Raw genomic sequence first — 19094 nt, 5'->3', positions numbered from 1 at the left:
CATGAAAATCGCTGTCGCAGGTCACCAGATTAACATTTGTATATGCTTTCATCCGCATATCCTCACTTTCCCAACACTTGGTTTCAAGAGATTTTAGCCATTATAACAAGCCTAGGAAAATAGTGCAAGGGATTTTGATACTTTATTTAAAATAAAGATAATCAGGGTGAGGAGTGATATATTTTAACTCTCCTTCAATAAAAACAAGGTAAACTTTATTTTGCTTGTAACTATATAAAATATAGGCGCTGTCCAACTGATAGTCTTGTCCTAAGCCGACAGCTTGTGCAATATCTGCTGCTACCAAATAGAAAGCCCTCGCCTGTTCCTTCCGTCACATATTGGCTTTGGTAGAGCGCTTTTAAGTTTTCTAACTCTTGGCGCTTAAAGGTCTCTTTAATATAGTTCGAATCCCTTATCACGGTCTCTGGTGCACCAAGAATTTCTCTAACTTTTTCCTCAGTATAACCCTTGAAATCAGGCGTTTGAGCGCTAAATCCTCCTTCAAAGGAACGATAATAAACCTTGGCATTGCCTGTTGCATAAATTTTATCTGTCTTGGCAGACTGGGCATCTTGAGGCAAGCCATTCGTCACTTCATCTAGAGCTGTTGCTGCGTCACTCTCGGGAATGGTGTCACTAGAGTCTGAAGTCTGACTGCTCGAACTGGTCTCCTTATCTGATTTTGGTTTCTTTGTAACTTTACCTTTTTGAATAGAGGAAGATGTGGAGCCAGTAGTCCTTTTCGCCGTAGATTGACAAGCTATCAAAGTAAGCACCGCCATAAACGCAACTAAAGTAATGGAGGCTTTTTTAAAATGCCTATTTCTCTCCCTTTTTTCTTATGTACATGATCCCTTATCTAAAAAATTTTGTCAATTTTCACAAAAAAGGCCTTAAAAGCCTTTTACTTCATATACGTGAGCAAATAGCCGTAGCCTTCTTTTTCCATTTGCTCTTTTGGGATAAATCGCAGAGCTGCTGAGTTGATGCAGTAGCGCAGACCGCCCAATTCCTGCGGTCCGTCGGCAAAGACATGGCCTAGATGGGCATTTCCTGACCGGCTACGCACCTCAATCCGCTCCATACCGTGGCTCTTATCTTCATAGTACCTGACTACATCTTTGGTAAGAGGACGAGCGAAGCTCGGCCAGCCGCAACCAGACTCAAACTTGTCAGCCGCAAAAAAGAGTGGCTCCCCAGTTGTCACATCAACATAGATTCCTGCGTCAAAAGTAGCATTGTAGGCATTCTGGAAGGGGCGCTCCGTCGCACTCTGCTGGGTCACCTGATACTGCTCTTCGGTCAGCTTGTCTTTCAGCTGCTGCTGGCTAAGTTTGGGATAGCGACCAACATCCACCAAAGGCTGTGTAGCATCATTGACATTGATGTGGCAATAGCCACCGGGATTTTTCTTGAGATAGTCCTGATGATAATCCTCGGCTAAGATATAATGCTTCAGAGGTTCTAACTCTACAGCTAACTTTTGTCCAAGCTGCTCCTCCTGCTCAGCAAAGACCTGCTCGATAATGGACCGATCCGCTTCACGGACGTAGTAAACGCCGGTCCGATACTGGCGTCCCACATCATTTCCCTGCTTGTTGACTGACAGAGGATCAATGACTCGGAAATAATAGAGCAGGAGCTCCCGCAGACTAAGCCGCTTTTCATCGTAGGCTACCTGCACCGTTTCCGCATGGTCGGTCTGGTGTATCAGTTGATAATTAGTGGATTCCACTTGACCATTGGCATAGCCTACTGTCGTCTCCTCAACACCCTCAATCCGAGAAAAATATTCTTCTAAGCCCCAGAAACAACCGCCTGCTAGATAAATTTCTGCCATAAAAACACCTCATTTCTTTGTGTCTATTTTCTCATAAAATAGTGAACTTTTATAGAATTTTGATTAGGAGATTCCTAGAAATCAAAAGAAGAGGGCAGGAAAATAAACTCATCCTACCCAATAACATACTTACTTTGATAATTTAATCTTCAATATACTTCAATTTCCCTCGGAAATCGTCCAGACTTTCATAGCCTTTTTCTTCCATAATCGCCTTGAGTTCGGCAGTGATGCGCTCAAAGGCTGCCACACCTTCCTTATGAAGGGTCGTTCCTACCTGCACCATGCTGGCTCCGCAAAGGATATGCTCGAAGGCATCTCGGCCGGTCAAGACACCACCGGTTCCAATGATTTGGATTTCTGGTTTGAGGCGTTGGTAAAAGGCATGGACATTGGCTAGAGCCGTCGGCTTGATATACTGGCCGCCAATACCACCAAAACCATTTTTCGGACGGATAACGACAGACTCATCCTCAATGTAAAGACCATTTCCAATCGAATTGACACAGTTGACAAAAGCCAACGGGTATTGATTGAAGATCGCAGCAGCTTGGTCAAAATGCACGATGTCAAAGTAAGGAGGCAGCTTGATACCTAGCGGTTTGGTGAAATAAGCAAAAACCTCTGACAAAATCTTTGCCGTTGTTTCAAAATCATAAGCAATCTGAGGCTTGCCAGGTACATTCGGGCAGGAGAGATTGAGCTCGGTAATCCCTTTAAAATCACTTGCCTGAACTTTTTTGAGAATAGTATGAGTCTCATCTGGCGACATGCCAACCAGCGAGAGGAAAAAGGTTCGGTCTGGCTCGCTTTCCTGTAGCTCCAGCAGGTAGTCCAGATAGTAGTCTAAACCATTGTTGGGCAGCCCCATAGAGTTGATGGAGCCTAGGGGAACATCCTGATAGCGAGGCTCTGGGTTGCCCTGACGAAAGTCCAGTGTCGCCGTCTTGGTCACAAAGGTTCCTGCAGCAGAGTTTTTAACTTCTTCTAACTCTTCGACTGTCATACAAGCCACTCCCGCTGCGTTCATCAGGCAGTTGTCAAATTCAAAACCCGCAATTTGTGTCTTGGTTGTCGTCATCATTTTGACCTCATATTCCTTAGTTTTCTTCTATTATATCATTAAAGTTCCTCCTATAAAGAGTTTAGCCCATTTTTCTACTAAAATGTTCGGTATTTACCTCCCTAATTTTTAAGAATATTTCAGAAAAAATGTCGTGGGAATTTTCAGAAAATTCAACTTTTTTCTTTACAAGCGGAAAAATCTCTGCTATAATTGACCCCGTAAGAATACAATCTTTCAAAGGAGAATCACCATGACAACTGCTAAAGAATATATCCAAAGCACTTTTGAAACTGTAAAAGCCCACAACGGACACGAGGCAGAATTCCTCCAAGCTGTTGAAGAGTTTCTCAGTACGCTTGAGCCAGTCTTTGAAAAGCATCCCGAATACATCGAAGAAAATATCTTGGCCCGTATCACTGAGCCTGAACGTGTGATTAGCTTCCGTGTTCCTTGGGTGGACCGCGAGGGCAAAATGCAAGTCAACCGTGGTTATCGCGTGCAATTCAACTCAGCAGTTGGTCCTTATAAAGGCGGTCTCCGTTTTCACCCAACTGTAAACCAAGGGATTTTGAAATTCCTCGGATTTGAGCAAATCTTCAAAAATGTCTTGACTGGCCTGCCAATCGGCGGTGGTAAAGGTGGATCTGACTTTGATCCAAAAGGCAAGACAGATGCTGAAGTGATGCGCTTCTGCCAAAGCTTTATGACAGAATTACAAAAATACATCGGCCCATCTCTGGACGTTCCAGCTGGTGATATTGGTGTCGGCGGACGTGAAATCGGCTACCTCTACGGTCAATACAAGCGCTTGAGACAGTTTGATGCTGGTGTCCTGACTGGTAAGCCTCTTGGATTTGGCGGCAGTTTAATTCGGCCGGAAGCTACTGGCTATGGCTTGGTTTACTTTACCCAAGAAATGCTCAAGGCTAATGGCGATAGCTTGGCTGGTAAGAAAGTGGTTATTTCTGGCTCAGGTAATGTTGCCCAATATGCCCTGCAAAAAGCAACTGAACTTGGAGCAACCGTTATCTCTGTTTCCGACTCAAACGGTTATGTCATCGACCAAAATGGTATTGACTTCGACCTCCTAGCAGATGTGAAGAATAACCGCCGTGCTCGCTTGACAGAATACGCTGCTGAAAAAGCAACTGCTACTTACTATGAAGGTTCTGTCTGGACTTACGCTGGTAACTACGACATCGCTCTTCCATGTGCCACTCAAAATGAAATCAATGGGGAAGCGGCCAAACGTTTGGTTGCCCAAGGAGTTAAAGTCGTTTCTGAAGGTGCTAACATGCCGAGCGACCTTGATGCTATCAAAGTTTACAAAGAAAACGGAATCCTTTATGGTCCTGCTAAAGCTGCCAATGCTGGTGGTGTAGCTGTATCCGCTCTAGAAATGAGCCAAAATAGCCTGCGCCTATCTTGGACTCGCGAAGAAGTTGACGGCCGTCTCAAAGACATCATGACCAACATCTTCAATACAGCTAAAACTACTGCTGAAACTTATGGACTTGGCAAGGACTATCTTGCTGGTGCCAATATTGCAGCCTTTGAAAATGTAGCCAACGCCATGATTGCCCAAGGTCTGGTTTAAAATAAAAGAGTTAAAAATCAGCTTGCTCGTTTGAGCAGCTGATTTTTTATCTCTTGAATTGTCAAATTAAGTGCACAATAAAAAACTCACTTATCTGCGGCTTCTAAAAGAGCTAGGTATTCCTCCAAAACCAGATCATGTTTTTGCATATATTGGGCAGATTTTACGCCGACATAGCGATAGTGCCAATTCTCAAAATCCACTCCAGTAATATCGCTTTTTCCCTCAGGATAGCGCAGAATAAAGCCATATCTGGGAGCAATTTCCGCAATCTTATCGGCCACTTCATCTTCCTGACCTTCTGGCTCACTCATATCAATAGCCAAGCCTGTCTGATGTTCGCTGGCGCCAGGAATCTGAATTCGTTTTTGCACCTCGTGTTCAGCGTCTTGTCGAGAAAGCCCCTCTTCCTCTGCTAAGGCTAGGGCTTCTTCATAAATTTCTGCCTGCTCCGCTCGACTTCGATAGCCCGAAATCAAAGTTTCTCCCGGTGCAATTTTCTGTGCCGCAGCTAAAAATTTTCTTGTGTTTTCAGCAATACGACTGTCTACCTGAATGTCATCAATTTGGGTCAATTGAGGGGGCGAATCTTCCTGAAGATGGCTGCGATTGACTAAAATCAATTCCCAGTCATCAACTGAAACATTGGGTAAATTCGACTCCAAGACCTCAAGAGTTTCATCAGCAGGTTTTGGGGCATGTTCTTCCTGCCCTTGAAATAGCCACAAAGCAACTAGCAATCCAAGCCCAAGCCCTAAAAACAAGACCCAGTTTATCAGTCGATACAAAGAAAAGTTTTTCTTAGCATGGCGACCTCTTTTCAAGCTTCTGCCTCCAGTTCCTCTTTCCCAACTTTACGATAGGACATATCTCCAACACAAGCAACACTGAATTTCCCGTCTTCATAATCCACTACGGTCACAGAACCATTGTCAAGTCCATGAGGGCGGCTTCTATTTATCAAATAGACGAAGGTTCCGATGGTCATTCCATGGCTAACAACCAAAGCATTGCCACCACCAGAAGCCTCCAGCTCTTCAGCAATAGCTGAGAAGCCTTCCCAAATTCGGCCGCTGAGTTTTTCCCAGTTTTCAGCCCAACCAGCTGTATCCACCTCAACCAAACCTTCAGCCAATTCGGCATAGCTGAGCTGGTGAACATGCTCGACATTAAAGACCCGAGGCATGACTCCCATAAAGAGCTCACCGTCATATCCCCCGTCAAAGCTGCCAAAGCACCACTCGCGGATGCGCTTGTCAAACCTATAAGGAATCTTCCCAGTCAAGTCCAGCTCTTCCAGGATAATCCCTATCGTCTGAATCGTCCGACCTGAATCACTGGATCTAGCTAGTTTAAAATCAATACCCGCTTTACGCAAACCAATCCCCAATTCACGGATACCGCGTTCGCCTTCTGCTGTCAGCGGAGTATCGCTCCAGCCCTGAGCTCGCCCGATTGTATTAAACATCGTTTTGCCGTGACGGATTAGGTATAATCTTGTTTTTGCCATACACTTACCCCCTTATTCTCCTCTCATTATATCACTTTTCTGAGAAAAAACATTTTCTTACCTCATACTCCAGAAAAATCAATCGAAACAAGACACAAGTGAAATTGGACAAATCAAAAGCTACACCACGCAGCTTTGATGTAGCAAAATAGGAAAAACGACATCGTCAAAAAAGATATAGAAGGCTACCAACTAAAAGCCCGCAGGCATAGCCGACCAGGACATCCTTAGGATAGTGAACTCCACCAAGCACTCGAACCAAGGCTAAAAGCGCCGTCAAAAAAAGCAACACTAAACCAAACCAAGGAGATAGTGACAAGGCTGACATCGCAATAATCGTAGAGGAAAAAACATGACGGCTGGGCATAGATTCCCCAGACACATCCTTAGCCAGTAAGGGACTGAAGTCCCAGCTCTCATAAGGCCGCGGCTGGTTGATGCGCTGACGAACCAGCGACAGAACAATAAAACCTGTAGCTGGCAATAAGAGATAAAGCAATAACCCTCGCCAGTTTCCAACTAGATAGGCATTGAATAGCACTCCAGCATAAACCAAGGGCATGAGCAGGGTCATCAATCGGTTAAAACAAATCAAAACTTTGAGTAAGCTGGGACGTCGCCGCAAGGGAGCTGTCAGCTTTTGATAGAAAACACGATAATCTTTCATCTTATCCTTTATACTTTTCAAACATTTGCTCTGGAATCTTGCTCTAGACCAGCAGGGGTATACGACTCTTGTCAAAAGCCATCATTAAAACCTCTATTTCCATGAACTTCTCCATTTCTACTATCTACTATACCATACTAAAAACAGAGTTCCAAGCATTCAAATTGCTAGAGTTTAATTTTTCTATTTTAGCTTGCTTCTTGCTTTTCCTCAAACCGACTCTTGTAAAGGTCAGCATAGAAGCTATAAACCGCCATGTGCTAGTCACGGTTGCCCTACTCAATGATATGCCCATCGCGCACGACCAAGATCAGGTCCGCATTGCGAATAGTGATCAGCGGTGAGCAGCGACAAAGAAAGTCTGGCCTTCCATGAGTTTGTCCATAGCTTTTTGAATCAGTTCTTCAGTCCACACATCCACCGAAGAAGTCACCTCGTCCAAAATCAAGAGCAGCACTGCACGAAGAATGATCATGCACTACTCAGCTATTTTAGAAAATTCAAGAAGGGCTAGCAACTGTAGCAACTCTTACTCCCCCCATTTTTAAGAGAAGCAGGATGAAAAATTCTTTGGCGTACTTCCCGACAAGTTTCAATCGCAAAATCCTATTTTTAAAACTTCATCAAAGCCCAAAAGAAGAGGAACAACACTCCAGATTTCCCCATTTTAACGCTAACCAATATTCTCATGAAAGTCCTCAAGCCAAATACTTTTGGATTTCGCAATGTCGACAAATTTAAAACAGACATTTGCTGAACTTTAAACATCAAAAAAGAGAAGACCCAGCAGGTCCTCTCTAGATTCTCGCTTCTCACCAACCCACCGCGGTTAATAATAAGACGAATTTACTTTCCTTTGAGCATTAATACAGACTTCCACTGAAGGAGCGGACAAGGTATTTATACCCATAATCATCTGAGCTATCGACAACCCATTTGCCATCTTTTTTCGTGAATTTCAGCTCATAACCTTCAGATTCCATATACTTAGGTGTAACCAAAGGAATACTGTCAAACTGACTAGGCGCTTGTTCTAAAATATATTTCTCTGCTGCCTTATATGCATCGTTGTAATCAGAATATTCTGCTCGATGCTCATTAACAAATTTAGAGACCAAGTCGTAAGTCCGAATGTTTTCTAGGCCAATCGTTTCTGGTCTAACGTAAACTGTCGCACTTTCTGGCAAGAAAGAAGCTACTTGGTAAGTTACTTTTGCACGTTTCGCATTCATTTTAGTGTATGCTTCAGCAAATGTCCGCAATTCAGCTTCTGATGGCGTATAGTAAGAGAATTCTTCCCCAAACTCTTTGGTAAAGCTTGTCATGAAATTAGCTCGATCTTTCTCCAAGTCTCCTCCTAGAACAAATTGATCAGCTTTTCCTTCTTTTTTCTTGTCATCATTTTTTGTTGTCAAGGTTGTCACAACCGCTTGATCGGACTGCTTCGAACTCACATTTTCTGCTTTTCCTGAAGCGTCTCCACTCAAGAAGACTTTTTCTACATATTCTTTAGCCAAGTCTTCCATTTTATCCACATTATCCGCATACTTTTTAGCATCAACTTTGATGGTAACTTCTTCTGGCTCTTTCTTGCCAATATCTGTGTACAGAGGAGAATAATGAAGTTCGTAAGTATCCTTTGGATTTACTTCAAATACTACATAACCACTGACGCTCTTATCCTTAGCAACCTTTTCATAAGACATTGTTTTGAACTTGTCACTAGAATCATAGACATTGATCGAACTAATTTTTTCATCATCAGAATTATAAAGAGTGATGTCATTGTCACTAATATATAACTGTTTATTACTCTTATTTTTAATTTCAACATTCAAAGCTAGATACTTAGAATCCGAAGACTCATCTTTGGGCAATACATAAGTACCATCCTTAATTTTCACTTCAACATGATTATTACCAGAGACACCGTTCCCACCTGTTTTTTTAGGAGCACATGCTACTAGCAAAAGCGCAGCTAAAGAGATGACAAGATAGTTTAAAAATTTTTTCATGATTTCCTCCCTAAGATACACTAAAATTTATAACTATTTTATCATATTCTTATCAAACTGTAAATGTTGCTTAAATAAAATACCACAAAATCTAGCTGTTAAATTTCCAATGAAGCGACCGATGCACTAGTTACAGAAAAAGCACAGCCTAAGCCGTGCCATTCTATAGTAGATTATTCATTGCTAATTTTAAGCTACTTCGCCTTCCTCAAACTGACTGTTGTAAAGGTCTGCATAGAAGCCATGCTGCTCCATGAGTTCATCATGATTGCCCTGCTCGATGATATTCCCATCGCGCATGACCAAGATGAGGTCTGCATTGCGGATAGTAGATAGGCGGTGAGCGATGACAAAGGAAGTCCGTCCTTCCATGAGTTTGTCCATAGCCTTTTGGATCAGCTCCTCCGTCCGCGTATCCACAGATGAAGTTGCCTCATCCAATATCAAGAGCGGTGCGTCTTTCAGTAGAGCACGAGCGATTGTCAGCAACTGCTTCTGACCTACCGACAGGCTGACCGTATCATCCAGCACCGTATCGTAACCCTTTGGTAAGGTTTGAATAAAGTGATGAACTCCGACTGCTTTGGCTGCTGCAATGACCGCTTCATCCGTGACATGCTCCTGATTATAAATCAAGTTCTCTCGGATAGTTCCCTCAAAGAGCCACGTATCCTGCAAGACCATTGAAAAGGCATCGTGAACTTCGGAGCGTTTCATGTCCTTAATATCTATTCCATCAATGGTGATGCGTCCTTTGTCAATTTCATAGAACTTCATGAGCAGATTAACGATGGTCGTCTTACCAGCACCAGTCGGTCCGACAATAGCAATCTTCTGTCCAGCCTTGGCCTGAGCTGAGAAATCATGAATAATGGTCTGGTCTGGCTTGTAGCCAAAGAAGACCTCTTCAAAAGCCACGTCTCCCTTAACCGTCTCCAGCTGGCGCTCCTTATGGTCATCAGCTTCCATTTCTGCCTCATCTAGGAAATCAAAGACCCGTCCCATAGCTGCACCAGCCTGTTGCAAGACAGTGATTCCTTGGGCAATCTGTGACAGAGGCTGAGAGAAAGTCCGCACATAGACCATGAAGGCTACGATAACCCCGATACTGATGGAACCATCAATTGCCAGAGCCGCACCGACCAAAATAACCAGCACATAGGCAAAGTTCCCTGTGAAAATCATGAGTGGCATCATGATCCCTGAAATAAATTGAGATTTCCAAATACTATTATAGAGATTGTGATTAAGGACCGCAAAGCGCTCCTTTGACTGCTCGATAGCATTGTAGCTAATAACGACATTATGACCGGAGTACATCTCTTCCACATAGCCGTTAACAGCGGCTAGATTGTTTTGCTGGGCAGTGAAATACCCTTGAGACTGGCCCATAATCAGACCCACAAAGACAAAGCCCAACAGACTAGCAATGATCGTTACCAAGGCCAAAATCCAGTTCATAAAGAACATGGTCAAGACCACAGCCACTAAGAGCAAGCTAGAAGAAATAACACTTCCTAAACTCTGGTTGAGGGACTGGCCGACCGTATCCACATCATTGGTCACGCGCGACAGAGTATCCCCCTGCGAATGACCGTCAAAATAGCCCAACGGCAGCTTGTTAATCTTCTCTGCAATGGCTGTCCGCAGCCGCTTAGAGAAATGCTGAATCACCGAACTAATGATAAAGGACTGCCCATAGTTTAGCAAGGCTCCGGCTGCATAGAGTACTGTCAGCAGAAGGGCAATCTCTGACACAGCTTTTAAATCAATGCTGGTAACCAAACCTTCAGAGATGAGGTTGGTAATTTCTTTTAATTTATTTGGTCCATAGACCGTGATAATGTTTGACAAGACAGCTCCCACAAATGCCAAAGCAAGAGGAAGCTGGAAGCCTTTGAGATAAGGCTGCATCTGGCTAAATAATGAAGACTTCTTATTTCCCATTTTCTAATTCCTCCTTGGATAGTTGTGAGTAGGCAATTTCTTGATAGACCGCGTTATTTGCCAAAAGCTCTCGGTGGGTACCTTGACCAACCACCTTACCAGCATCCAAGACCAAGATTTGATCCGCATCCATGATGGTAGAGATCCGCTGTGCCACGATTAGCTTGGTCATATCCTGCGTCCGCTCGGCCAGTTCCTTGCGCAAAATGCGATCCGTCTTATAGTCCAGCGCTGAGAAGGAATCGTCAAAGATAAGGATTTCTGGCTTACGAGCCAAAGCTCTGGCAATGGCCAACCGCTGACGCTGACCACCAGAGAAGTTAGTTCCGCTTTGAGCCACCTCTGACTTCAGCCCTTTTTCCTTCTCTTGGACAAATGGCTTGGCCTGAGCTAGGTCAAGGGCTTCCCACATTTTCTTGTCATCCAGCGGACTTTCCTGGCTTTGACCCAAGTCTAGATTGCTCTCGATATCGCCAGAGAAAAGCACCGCCTTCTGCGGGATATAGCCGACCTTATTGTGCAAATCTTCCAGCTGACAATCCTGAACATTGACACCATCTACCAGAATCTCTCCTTCTATCACATCATAGAAACGAGGAATGAGATTGACCAGCGTGGATTTCCCTGAACCGGTTGAACCGATAAAGGCCACGGTATCACCAGCCTGCGCTGTAAAGCTGACATGCTCAATGACCGCTTCAGAATTCTTAGAGTAGCGGAAGGAAACATCCTTAAAGACCACCTCTCCCTTGCTATCCGCTACTGTCTTAGGATGTTCCGGACTGGTGATAGAAGAATGCAGGTCCAGCACTTCATTAATCCGGCCAACGGATACAATGGTCCGAGGCAAGACGATGAAGAGGGCCCCCATGAGCAAGAATCCAATCACAATCTGCATAGCATAGGACATAAAGACGACCATGTCACTGAAGAGCGGCAGGCGTTCCTGTAGGCTAGCTTCCTGAATCAAATAAGCCCCAATCCAGTAAATCGCCAGAGTCAAACCACTGGAAATCCCCATCATAACAGGATTCATCATAGCCACCAAGCGGCTGATGAAGAGATTAAGTCGGGTTACTTCATCATTAGCAGCTGCAAATTTCTCATTCTGATAATCTTCAGCATTGTAGGCCCGGACTACACGAATCCCCGTCAGACTCTCCCTAGTAACGCTGTTTAGCTTATCAACCAAGCGCTGGGCAACTGACTGCTTGGGAAAGGCCAGCGTCATCAAGACTGCTGTCATCAGGACATTGACAATAACAGCGATGAGAACAGCTGTCAACCAACTTTCTGACTTGCCGATAATCTTAGTCATGGCCCAAATCGCCATAATCGGTCCCCGCGTCACTACCTGCAAACCCATAGTAATCAAAGCCTGCACCTGAGTAATGTCATTCGTGGTTCGAGTCAACAAACCAGGGATTGAAAATTTCTTAATCTCCGTCTGCGAATAATCCAGCACACGGTTGAAAATATCGCTCCGCAGACTCTGGGTAAAGCTGGCAGCTAGACGAGCTGCAAAAAATCCAACTACAGTAGCAGACAAAAAGCTAGCAAAGGACAAGCCAACCATTTTCAGCCCAGGTTCCCACAAATCCGCTAAAGCCGTTCCCTGCGTCTGCAGCAGCCCCGTAATCGCCGAAATATAAGTCGGAACCTCTAATTCTAGATATACTGTCAGGCAAGTGAAGAGTACACTGAGTAGAATCATGCCCACTTCCCTTGCCGTCAGCCGTTTAAATAACTTAAACATTTTTCTCTCCATTCTCTAGACTTTCGATATTTTGATAAAATTTAGTCAGCACTTGAGAAAAAATCAGTAATTCCTGCTCAGAAATCCCCTCCAAAAGACGACGGTCCATTTCATCAAAAAAGTCACGAATTTTCCTCATGTTCTCCTGAGACTGCGCAGTCAAGCGGATATATTTGGCTCGCTTGTCCCTTTGGCTGGTTTCCAGCTGGATAAAGCCGTTTCTCTCCATCCTTTTCATTAGGTTGCTGGCCACCGACTTGGAAATATCCAGTTCCTGCTCAATATCCTTGATAAGCGTTTCCTTACCCTCCTGTGCACGGCAAGTAACAATACGCAAAACTTGCCCCTGCGGCCCAGCCATGAACTCAATCCCTTGCTCCTTGGCAACCTTTTCTACCATCAGCTGCATTCGTCGGCCAAAGTGTTTCATTTCTAATAACGGCTTCTCCATCAAAACTTCCTTTCTAGATTGGTTCTCTTGAGAACCAATTAGTTTTCGTGAGAACTATTTTAGCACATCAACAGCAGATGTCAAGAAAAAAGTTTCTATGAGAACTATTTTTGTGATAAAAAAATTCAGCCGCAGAACAGCTGAATTTCATTCCTTATCAAATCAAAATTCCTTCCAAATGGTCCAATTCATGCTGACAGATTTGCGCTGGAAAATCCTCTAAAGTGATGGTCTTCTTCAGCCAATTCTGATCCAGATATTCGACCGTGATTTTCTGATAACGAATGGTTGACCGACTTCCAGTCAAAGACAGACAGCCTTCCTCCGTCTGGTAAGGCCCTGATTTCTGGATGAGAATAGGATTAAACATGACCATGGGCAGCATGCCATACATAAAAATAATCACTCGCTTTTGAACACCGATCATGTTGGCCGCAAGACCGACACAAGACTCTCTATGAGCCAATAAGGTGTCCTGCAAATCCTGGGCCAAAAAGAGGTCGGCTTTCGTTACAGGGGCTGATTTTTGCTGTAAAAAGAAAATATCCTTGACAATCGCTTTTTGCATATTTCACCTCAGATAGAAGAGGCCTGACCTTTCAGACCTCTTGTTTTACCCATTTTGCGTGGCGTTCGCTAACTTCTTTTGCTAGGACAAAATTCCCCAACGTAGCAGAGCCATTTCCCGCTACAGCCGGTGTGACAAGGTAATCCCGCACATCTGGAACAGGGAGATAGTCATTCAGGAGAACTGTAAATTTCTCACGAACGCGGTCTAGCATATGTTGCTGCGCCATAACACCGCCACCAAAGACAATGACATCTGGACGGAACGTCACCGTCGCTTGAATAGCTGCCTGCGCAATATAATAGGCTTGAATATCCCAGACAGAGTTATTGAGCTCAATATTTTCACCCCGTACACCTGTCCGCGCCTCTAAGCTAGGGCCAGCCGCCAAGCCTTCCAAACAGCCCTTGTGGAAAGGACAAACGCCATTAAAGCCTTTTTCTTCATCCATCGGGTGCTTGGCTACATAATAGTGTCCCATCTCAGGGTGACCCGTTCCGCCGACAAATTCACCACGTTGAATAGCGCCAGCGCCAATTCCTGTTCCGATCGTATAATAAACCAGATTTTCAATGCGGCCGCCAGCATTGTTGCGGGCTACAACTTCGCCATAAGCAGAGCTGTTGACATCAGTCGTAAAGTAAATTGGTACATTCAAAGCACGACGAAGTGCTCCCACGATGTCCACATTCGCCCAATGTGGTTTTGGAGTCGTCGTAATGTAGCCATAAGTTCCAGAATTAGGGTCAATATCAATAGGACCAAAAGAACCGACTGCCAGACCTGCTAGATTGTCAAAACGAGAGAAAAAGGCAATCGTCTTATCCAGCGTTTCAATCGGCGTGGTTGTAGGAAACTGTGTTTTTTCTACAACATTGAAATTTTCATCGCCTACAGCACAAACAAATTTCGTCCCGCCAGCTTCTAAACTTCCGTACAATTTTGTCATTTCAACACCTCTTGTATTGTTTATACTTTATTATAGCATATTTCCAGATTGAAAATTGTTCTATATTTTAGATTTTCCTCTGTAAATCTTAACACTCAAGGAAAAAACGAACAAACATGACATTTGTTCGTTTTCTTTTACTGATTTTCGATAAGTGAGACTAGGCTTTCACTTCAATAATCGCATCGCCTTTAGCCACTTCTCCTTCCGCAACTGGAGTCACAGAAGCGTAATCAGCTGTGTTAGTCACAATCACCATGGTCGTATCATCCAGACCAGCTGCTGCGATTTTAGCTGAATCAAAAGTTCCAAGAACATCGCCAGCTTTGACTGTAGAACCTTGAGACACTTTTTGGTCAAATCCTTCGCCATCCATAGACACTGTGTCAATACCAACGTGGATAAGGATTTCAGCGCCATTAGCAGTCTTCAAACCATAGGCATGACCGGTGGCAAAAGCGATCGTCACTTCTGCATCAGCTGGGGCATAAACAACACCTTTAGTTGGTTTAATAGCAATCCCTTGCCCCATCGCTCCACTTGCAAAGACAGGGTCATTGACATCAGCCAAAGCCACAGCTTGACCAACAACAGGAGAAATGATTGTTTCATCTTGAAGAGCTACTGGGACATTGCCAGTTGTTTCTTCTTCAACCAATTTTTCAGTTTCAGCTTTTTCAGTTACAGTTTCTTCATCTTCGTAACCAAACATATAAGTAAGGGCAAAACCAAGAGCAAATGATACAGCGACCATCAGGATATATTGAACAAGTTGGCCATTACCAATATAAAGCATTGCACCTGGGATGATAGTGATACCATTACCAGTACCAGCAAGTCCAAGGATAGAAGCCAATCCACCACCGATGGCACCAGCAATCAATGAAAGGAAGAATGGTTTGCGGTAACGCAAGTTAACCCCGAAGATAGCAGGTTCTGTAATACCAAGGAAGGCAGAAAGAGCAGCTGGGAAAGCAAGAGTTTTCAATTTAGGATTTTTAGTTTTGACACCAACGGCTACAGTCGCAGCACCTTGAGCTGTCATAGCTGCTGTGATGATAGCGTTGAATGGGTTGGCGTGGTCAGCAGCAAGCAATTGCACTTCAAGCAAGTTGAAGATGTGGTGAACACCTGATACGACGATCAATTGGTGAACTCCCCCGATAAGTAAACCACCTAGACCGAATGGCAAGCCAAGGATAGCTTTTGTTCCAATAAGGATATAGTTTTCAACGACGTGGAAGACTGGTCCGATGACGAAAAGCCCAAGAATAGACATCACCAAAAGGGTTACAAATGGTGTGACCAAAAGATCCAAGACATCTGGAACAACCTTGCGGACAGCTTTTTCAAACTTAGCTCCGACAACCCCGATAATGAAGGCCGGTAGAACAGAACCTTGCAATCCGACAACTGGAATGAAACCGAAGAACTGCATTGCAGTCACTTCACCACCAGAAGCAACAGCCCAAGCATTTGGAAGTGAACCTGAAACAAGCATCATACCAAGAACGATACCAACTGCTGGATTTCCACCAAATACACGGAAGGTTGACCAAACTACCAGACCTGGTAGAATAATGAAGGCTGTATCAGTCAAGATTTGAGTATAAGTGGTTACATCTTCTGGCAGTGTCATACCAAGGGCAGTTAACAGTCCACGAACCCCCATGAAGAGACCAGTCGCTACGATAACTGGAATGATGGGTTCGAAGACATCACCAAAGGTACGGATAGCGCGTTGGAACCAGTTCCCTTGCTTGGCAGCTTCAGCTTTCATTTCAGCTTTTGATGACGTTGGCAAGCCGAGCGCTACAACTTCTTCATAAATTTTGTTAACCGTACCAGTACCAAAAATGATTTGGTATTGACCTGAGTTAAAGAAGGCTCCCTGAACTTTTTCCAGATTCTCGACTGTATCCTTGTCGATCTTCCCTTCATCTTTCACCATGACACGCAAACGAGTCGCACAGTGAGCTACACTGTTGACATTCTCACGTCCGCCCAAGGCTTCGATGACTTTTTTTGCAATCTCAGTATTATTCATTTGCAAACATCTCCTTATAAAATATTGTAAAACTTTTTGAAAGCGATTTTACCGCCTTTACAAATATTATTTTATCACAACTTTAAAATATGTCAAGCGTTTTACAGAAATTTATTTTTTTTAATGTTAAAGGTTGATTTTTGAGCGGAAAACGTTTACTATAGAAGTAAGAAAAATAATTGGAGGACAAAAGATTGGCTTGGACTACTGAAAAACGCTACAGACGTTACGAAGATTGGACTGCAGAAGAACTGCAACAGATTAATGACAATATCGCTAAATCTCCTTGGCGGGCCACCTATCATGTGGAGCCCACAACTGGGCTTCTGAATGATCCAAATGGCTTTTCATATTTTGACGGCAAGTGGATTGTCTTCTACCAAAACTTTCCCTTTGGAGCAGCCCACGGTCTAAAATGCTGGGTACAGCTTGAAAGTGATGATTTAGTGCATTTCACAGAAACTGGTGTGCGAGTGCTGCCAGATACGAAACTGGATAGCCATGGTGCCTACTCTGGTTCTGCTATGCAGTTTGATGACAAGCTTTTCCTTTTTTATACTGGAAATGTCCGCGACGAAAATTGGGTGCGCCACCCTTATCAAATCGGAGCATTGCTGGATAAAGAAGGGAAAATCGAGAAGATTGATAAAGTCTTGATTGAGCAACCGGCAGAAGCAACCGATCACTTCCGCGATCCACAGATTTTTAATTATAAGGGACAATTCTATGCCATTGTCGGCGGACAAAATCTGGATAAGCAAGGCTATGTCAAGCTCTACAAGGCTGTGGACAATGACTACACCAACTGGGAAACCCTTGGTGACTTGGACTTTGATAATGACAAGACAGCCTACATGATGGAGTGCCCTAATCTGGTCTTCATTAATGACCAGCCAGTCCTGCTCTATTGCCCACAAGGCCTGTCCAAGGACGTTCTGGACTATGATAATATTTATCCGAACATGTATAAGATAGGTCAATCGTTTGACACAAAACAAGCAAAAATGCTCAATCCAAGCCCGATTCAGAATCTGGATTATGGCTTTGAGTGCTACGCGACTCAGGCTTTCAATGCCCCTGACGGCCGAGCTTTCGCTGTCAGCTGGCTAGGTCTGCCAGATGTGGAATACCCGTCTGACCGCTTTGACCATCAGGGAACCTTCTCTCTAGTGAAAGAATTAACTCTGAAAGATGGCAAACTCTATCAATACCCAGTCGCAGCCATCAAGGATTTACGAGCGGAGGCTCAACCTTTCACTGCGCTGGCTGAGAGCAAGAATAGCTACGAGCTAGAGCTGAATCTCGCTGCAGACACCGAACATGAAATCGTCCTCTTTGCAGATAAGGACGGCAAGGGTTTAACCATCAACTTCGATCTCAAGGCTGGGCAAGTGACCGTAGACCGCAGTCAGGCAGGGGAACAATATGCCCTAGACTTCGGAAGCAGCCGCAGCACCAGCCTTGACACCAAAGATACAACTGTCAATGTCTTTATCGACAAATCCATCTTTGAAATTTTTATCAATAAAGGAGAGAAAGTATTTTCCGGTCGCGTCTTCCCAGGTGAAGACCAGACAGGCATTGCCATCACCAAGGGCAATCCAACCGGTACTTACTATGAATTAGATTATGGTCGCAAAACTAACTGATGTAGCAAAACTGGCAGGGGTCAGCCCCACAACCGTTTCCCGCGTTATCAATAGAAAAGGTTACTTATCCAGCAAAACTATCTCTCGGGTCGAGGAGGCTATGCGGGAGTTGGCCTACAAGCCTAACAATCTGGCGCGCAGTCTTCAGGGCAAGTCCGCCAAGCTGATTGGACTTATTTTCCCGAATATTAGTCACATTTTCTATGCTGAGCTGATTGACAAGCTGGAACACGAGCTTTTTAAGCAGGGATATAAAACCATTATCTGCAACAGTGAGCATGATTCCGATAAGGAGCGCGAATACATTGAGATGTTAGAAGCCAATCAGGTGGACGGCATCATTTCCGGCAGTCATAACCTAGGAATCGAAGATTACAATCGCGTAACAGCCCCCATCATCTCCTTTGACCGCAACCTTTCACCCGATATTCCAGTGGTGTCCTCGGACAATTACGCTGGTGGGGTACTAGCTGCTCAGACTCTAGTCAAAGCAGGCGCTCAGAATATTATCATGATTACTGGCAATGATAACTCCAACTCACCAACAGGCCTGCGCCATGCTGGCTTTGCCTCTGTCCTGCCAGATGCTGCTATCATCAATGTTTCCAGTGACTTCTCACCCGTCCGCAAAGAAATGGAAATCAAGCACATTCTGACCCACAACAAGCCAGATGCAATCTTTGCTTCAGATGATTTGACAGCCATTTTGGTGATGAAAGTCGCTCAAGAGCTAAACATCCAGATTCCTGAAGATTTAAAAATTATCGGCTATGACGGAACCTATTTTGTCGAAAATTATTATCCTCAACTGGCTACGATTAAACAGCCCTTGAAGGATATTGCCAAACTCTCGGTAGATTTACTGCTGAAAAAAATTAATAATCAGGAAGTACCCTCAACTGGCTACTTCCTGCCAATCACCCTACTGCCGGGTAAAAGCTTGTAACCCTTATATGGGCGACGCAAGCCCGTATTACTGAAAAAAGACGACTTCCAAAATAGAAGTCGTCTTTCTTTATCTATCGTTTC

General features: G+C 44.2%; 18 protein-coding genes and 1 pseudogene. 3 read left to right on the top strand and 16 right to left on the bottom strand.

Annotation, left to right across the window (positions count from 1 at the left end; all coding sequences use genetic code 11):
* From STRDD04_RS11595 to STRDD04_RS05895, 5 genes are all read right to left on the bottom strand, one after another.
* Window positions 1-52, bottom strand: a 52-nt coding sequence (locus tag STRDD04_RS11595) for a hypothetical protein (RefSeq protein WP_269450153.1), incomplete at its 3' end; no start/stop codon positions are given.
* A gap of 90 nt (window positions 53-142) precedes the next feature.
* The gene (locus STRDD04_RS11590) at window positions 143-307 is read right to left on the bottom strand and encodes a DUF4947 domain-containing protein (protein WP_262366320.1); all 165 of its coding nucleotides are present in this window, start codon (window positions 305-307) and stop codon (window positions 143-145) included.
* Window positions 231-770, bottom strand: coding sequence for a DUF4947 domain-containing protein (locus STRDD04_RS05905; RefSeq protein WP_269450151.1), 540 nt, complete (start codon window positions 768-770; stop codon window positions 231-233). Before STRDD04_RS05905 ends, STRDD04_RS11590 begins: the two co-directional genes overlap by 77 nt.
* A gap of 137 nt (window positions 771-907) precedes the next feature.
* On the bottom strand, window positions 908-1843 hold the full coding sequence (gene msrB, locus STRDD04_RS05900; RefSeq protein ID WP_062200195.1) for a peptide-methionine (R)-S-oxide reductase MsrB: 936 nt from the start codon (window positions 1841-1843) through the stop codon (window positions 908-910).
* Window positions 1844-1985: 142 nt separating this feature from the next.
* Window positions 1986-2924 carry a dihydroorotate oxidase gene (locus STRDD04_RS05895; protein ID WP_062200588.1) on the bottom strand — a complete coding sequence of 313 codons (939 nt, stop codon included), beginning with the start codon at window positions 2922-2924 and terminating at the stop codon, window positions 1986-1988.
* Between the two features lie 235 nt (window positions 2925-3159).
* On the opposite strand from STRDD04_RS05895, the gene gdhA reads away from it, so the two are divergent.
* Window positions 3160-4506: an NADP-specific glutamate dehydrogenase gene (gdhA, locus tag STRDD04_RS05890; protein WP_062200193.1), complete on the top strand. Its 1347-nt coding sequence runs from the start codon at window positions 3160-3162 to the stop codon at window positions 4504-4506.
* A gap of 86 nt (window positions 4507-4592) precedes the next feature.
* On the opposite strand, the gene STRDD04_RS05885 is transcribed toward gdhA, so the two are convergent.
* The 11 genes and pseudogenes from STRDD04_RS05885 to STRDD04_RS05835 all read right to left on the bottom strand — a co-directional run bounded on the left by STRDD04_RS05885 (window position 4593) and on the right by STRDD04_RS05835 (window position 16416).
* Window positions 4593-5330 (bottom strand): M15 family metallopeptidase, encoded by a 738-nt coding sequence (locus STRDD04_RS05885; RefSeq protein WP_062200190.1) that lies wholly within the window; start codon window positions 5328-5330, stop codon window positions 4593-4595.
* Window positions 5327-6016, bottom strand: coding sequence for a histidine phosphatase family protein (locus STRDD04_RS05880; RefSeq protein WP_062200189.1), 690 nt, complete (start codon window positions 6014-6016; stop codon window positions 5327-5329). Before STRDD04_RS05880 ends, STRDD04_RS05885 begins: the two co-directional genes overlap by 4 nt.
* Window positions 6017-6182: 166 nt before the next feature.
* Window positions 6183-6683 carry a phosphatase PAP2 family protein gene (locus tag STRDD04_RS05875; RefSeq protein WP_062200186.1) on the bottom strand — a complete coding sequence of 167 codons (501 nt, stop codon included), beginning with the start codon at window positions 6681-6683 and terminating at the stop codon, window positions 6183-6185.
* Between the two features lie 263 nt (window positions 6684-6946).
* Window positions 6947-7140 (bottom strand): annotated as a pseudogene (locus STRDD04_RS10580) (ABC transporter ATP-binding protein); the annotation flags it as partial.
* Window positions 7141-7546: 406 nt separating this feature from the next.
* Complete coding sequence (locus tag STRDD04_RS05865; protein ID WP_062200181.1) at window positions 7547-8698, bottom strand: DUF4352 domain-containing protein; 1152 nt, start codon at window positions 8696-8698, stop codon at window positions 7547-7549.
* A gap of 189 nt (window positions 8699-8887) precedes the next feature.
* A complete protein-coding gene (locus tag STRDD04_RS05860; RefSeq protein WP_062200178.1) occupies window positions 8888-10645 on the bottom strand; it encodes an ABC transporter ATP-binding protein in 1758 nt (585 codons plus the stop codon).
* Window positions 10635-12401, bottom strand: a complete 1767-nt coding sequence (locus tag STRDD04_RS05855; protein ID WP_062200175.1) for an ABC transporter ATP-binding protein — start codon at window positions 12399-12401, stop codon at window positions 10635-10637. The genes STRDD04_RS05860 and STRDD04_RS05855 overlap by 11 nt, the downstream gene beginning before the upstream one ends.
* On the bottom strand, window positions 12394-12852 hold the full coding sequence (locus STRDD04_RS05850) for a MarR family winged helix-turn-helix transcriptional regulator (protein WP_062200172.1): 459 nt from the start codon (window positions 12850-12852) through the stop codon (window positions 12394-12396). The genes STRDD04_RS05855 and STRDD04_RS05850 overlap by 8 nt, the downstream gene beginning before the upstream one ends.
* A 157-nt stretch (window positions 12853-13009) precedes the next feature.
* Window positions 13010-13420, bottom strand: a complete 411-nt coding sequence (locus STRDD04_RS05845) for a peptide deformylase (protein ID WP_062200169.1) — start codon at window positions 13418-13420, stop codon at window positions 13010-13012.
* A 31-nt stretch (window positions 13421-13451) separates the two neighbouring features.
* Entirely contained in the window at window positions 13452-14369 is a 918-nt protein-coding gene (scrK, locus tag STRDD04_RS05840) for a fructokinase ScrK (protein WP_062200167.1), read from the bottom strand.
* Between the two features lie 160 nt (window positions 14370-14529).
* Entirely contained in the window at window positions 14530-16416 is a 1887-nt protein-coding gene (locus STRDD04_RS05835) for a sucrose-specific PTS transporter subunit IIBC (protein WP_062200163.1), read from the bottom strand.
* Between the two features lie 194 nt (window positions 16417-16610).
* Here STRDD04_RS05835 and STRDD04_RS05830 point away from each other — a divergent pair, with 194 nt between their 5' ends.
* Together STRDD04_RS05830 and STRDD04_RS05825 are read left to right on the top strand one after the other, a co-directional pair.
* A complete protein-coding gene (locus tag STRDD04_RS05830) occupies window positions 16611-18065 on the top strand; it encodes a sucrose-6-phosphate hydrolase (RefSeq protein WP_062200587.1) in 1455 nt (484 codons plus the stop codon).
* Window positions 18046-19011, top strand: a complete 966-nt coding sequence (locus STRDD04_RS05825; protein ID WP_062200160.1) for a LacI family DNA-binding transcriptional regulator — start codon at window positions 18046-18048, stop codon at window positions 19009-19011. The genes STRDD04_RS05830 and STRDD04_RS05825 overlap by 20 nt, the downstream gene beginning before the upstream one ends.
* Window positions 19012-19094: the final 83 nt, after the last annotated feature.

The organism is Streptococcus sp. DD04, from assembly GCF_001578725.1.
Taxonomy (GTDB): Bacteria; Bacillota; Bacilli; order Lactobacillales; family Streptococcaceae; genus Streptococcus; species Streptococcus sinensis.
This window is presented reverse-complemented; position numbering and strand designations above follow the sequence as displayed.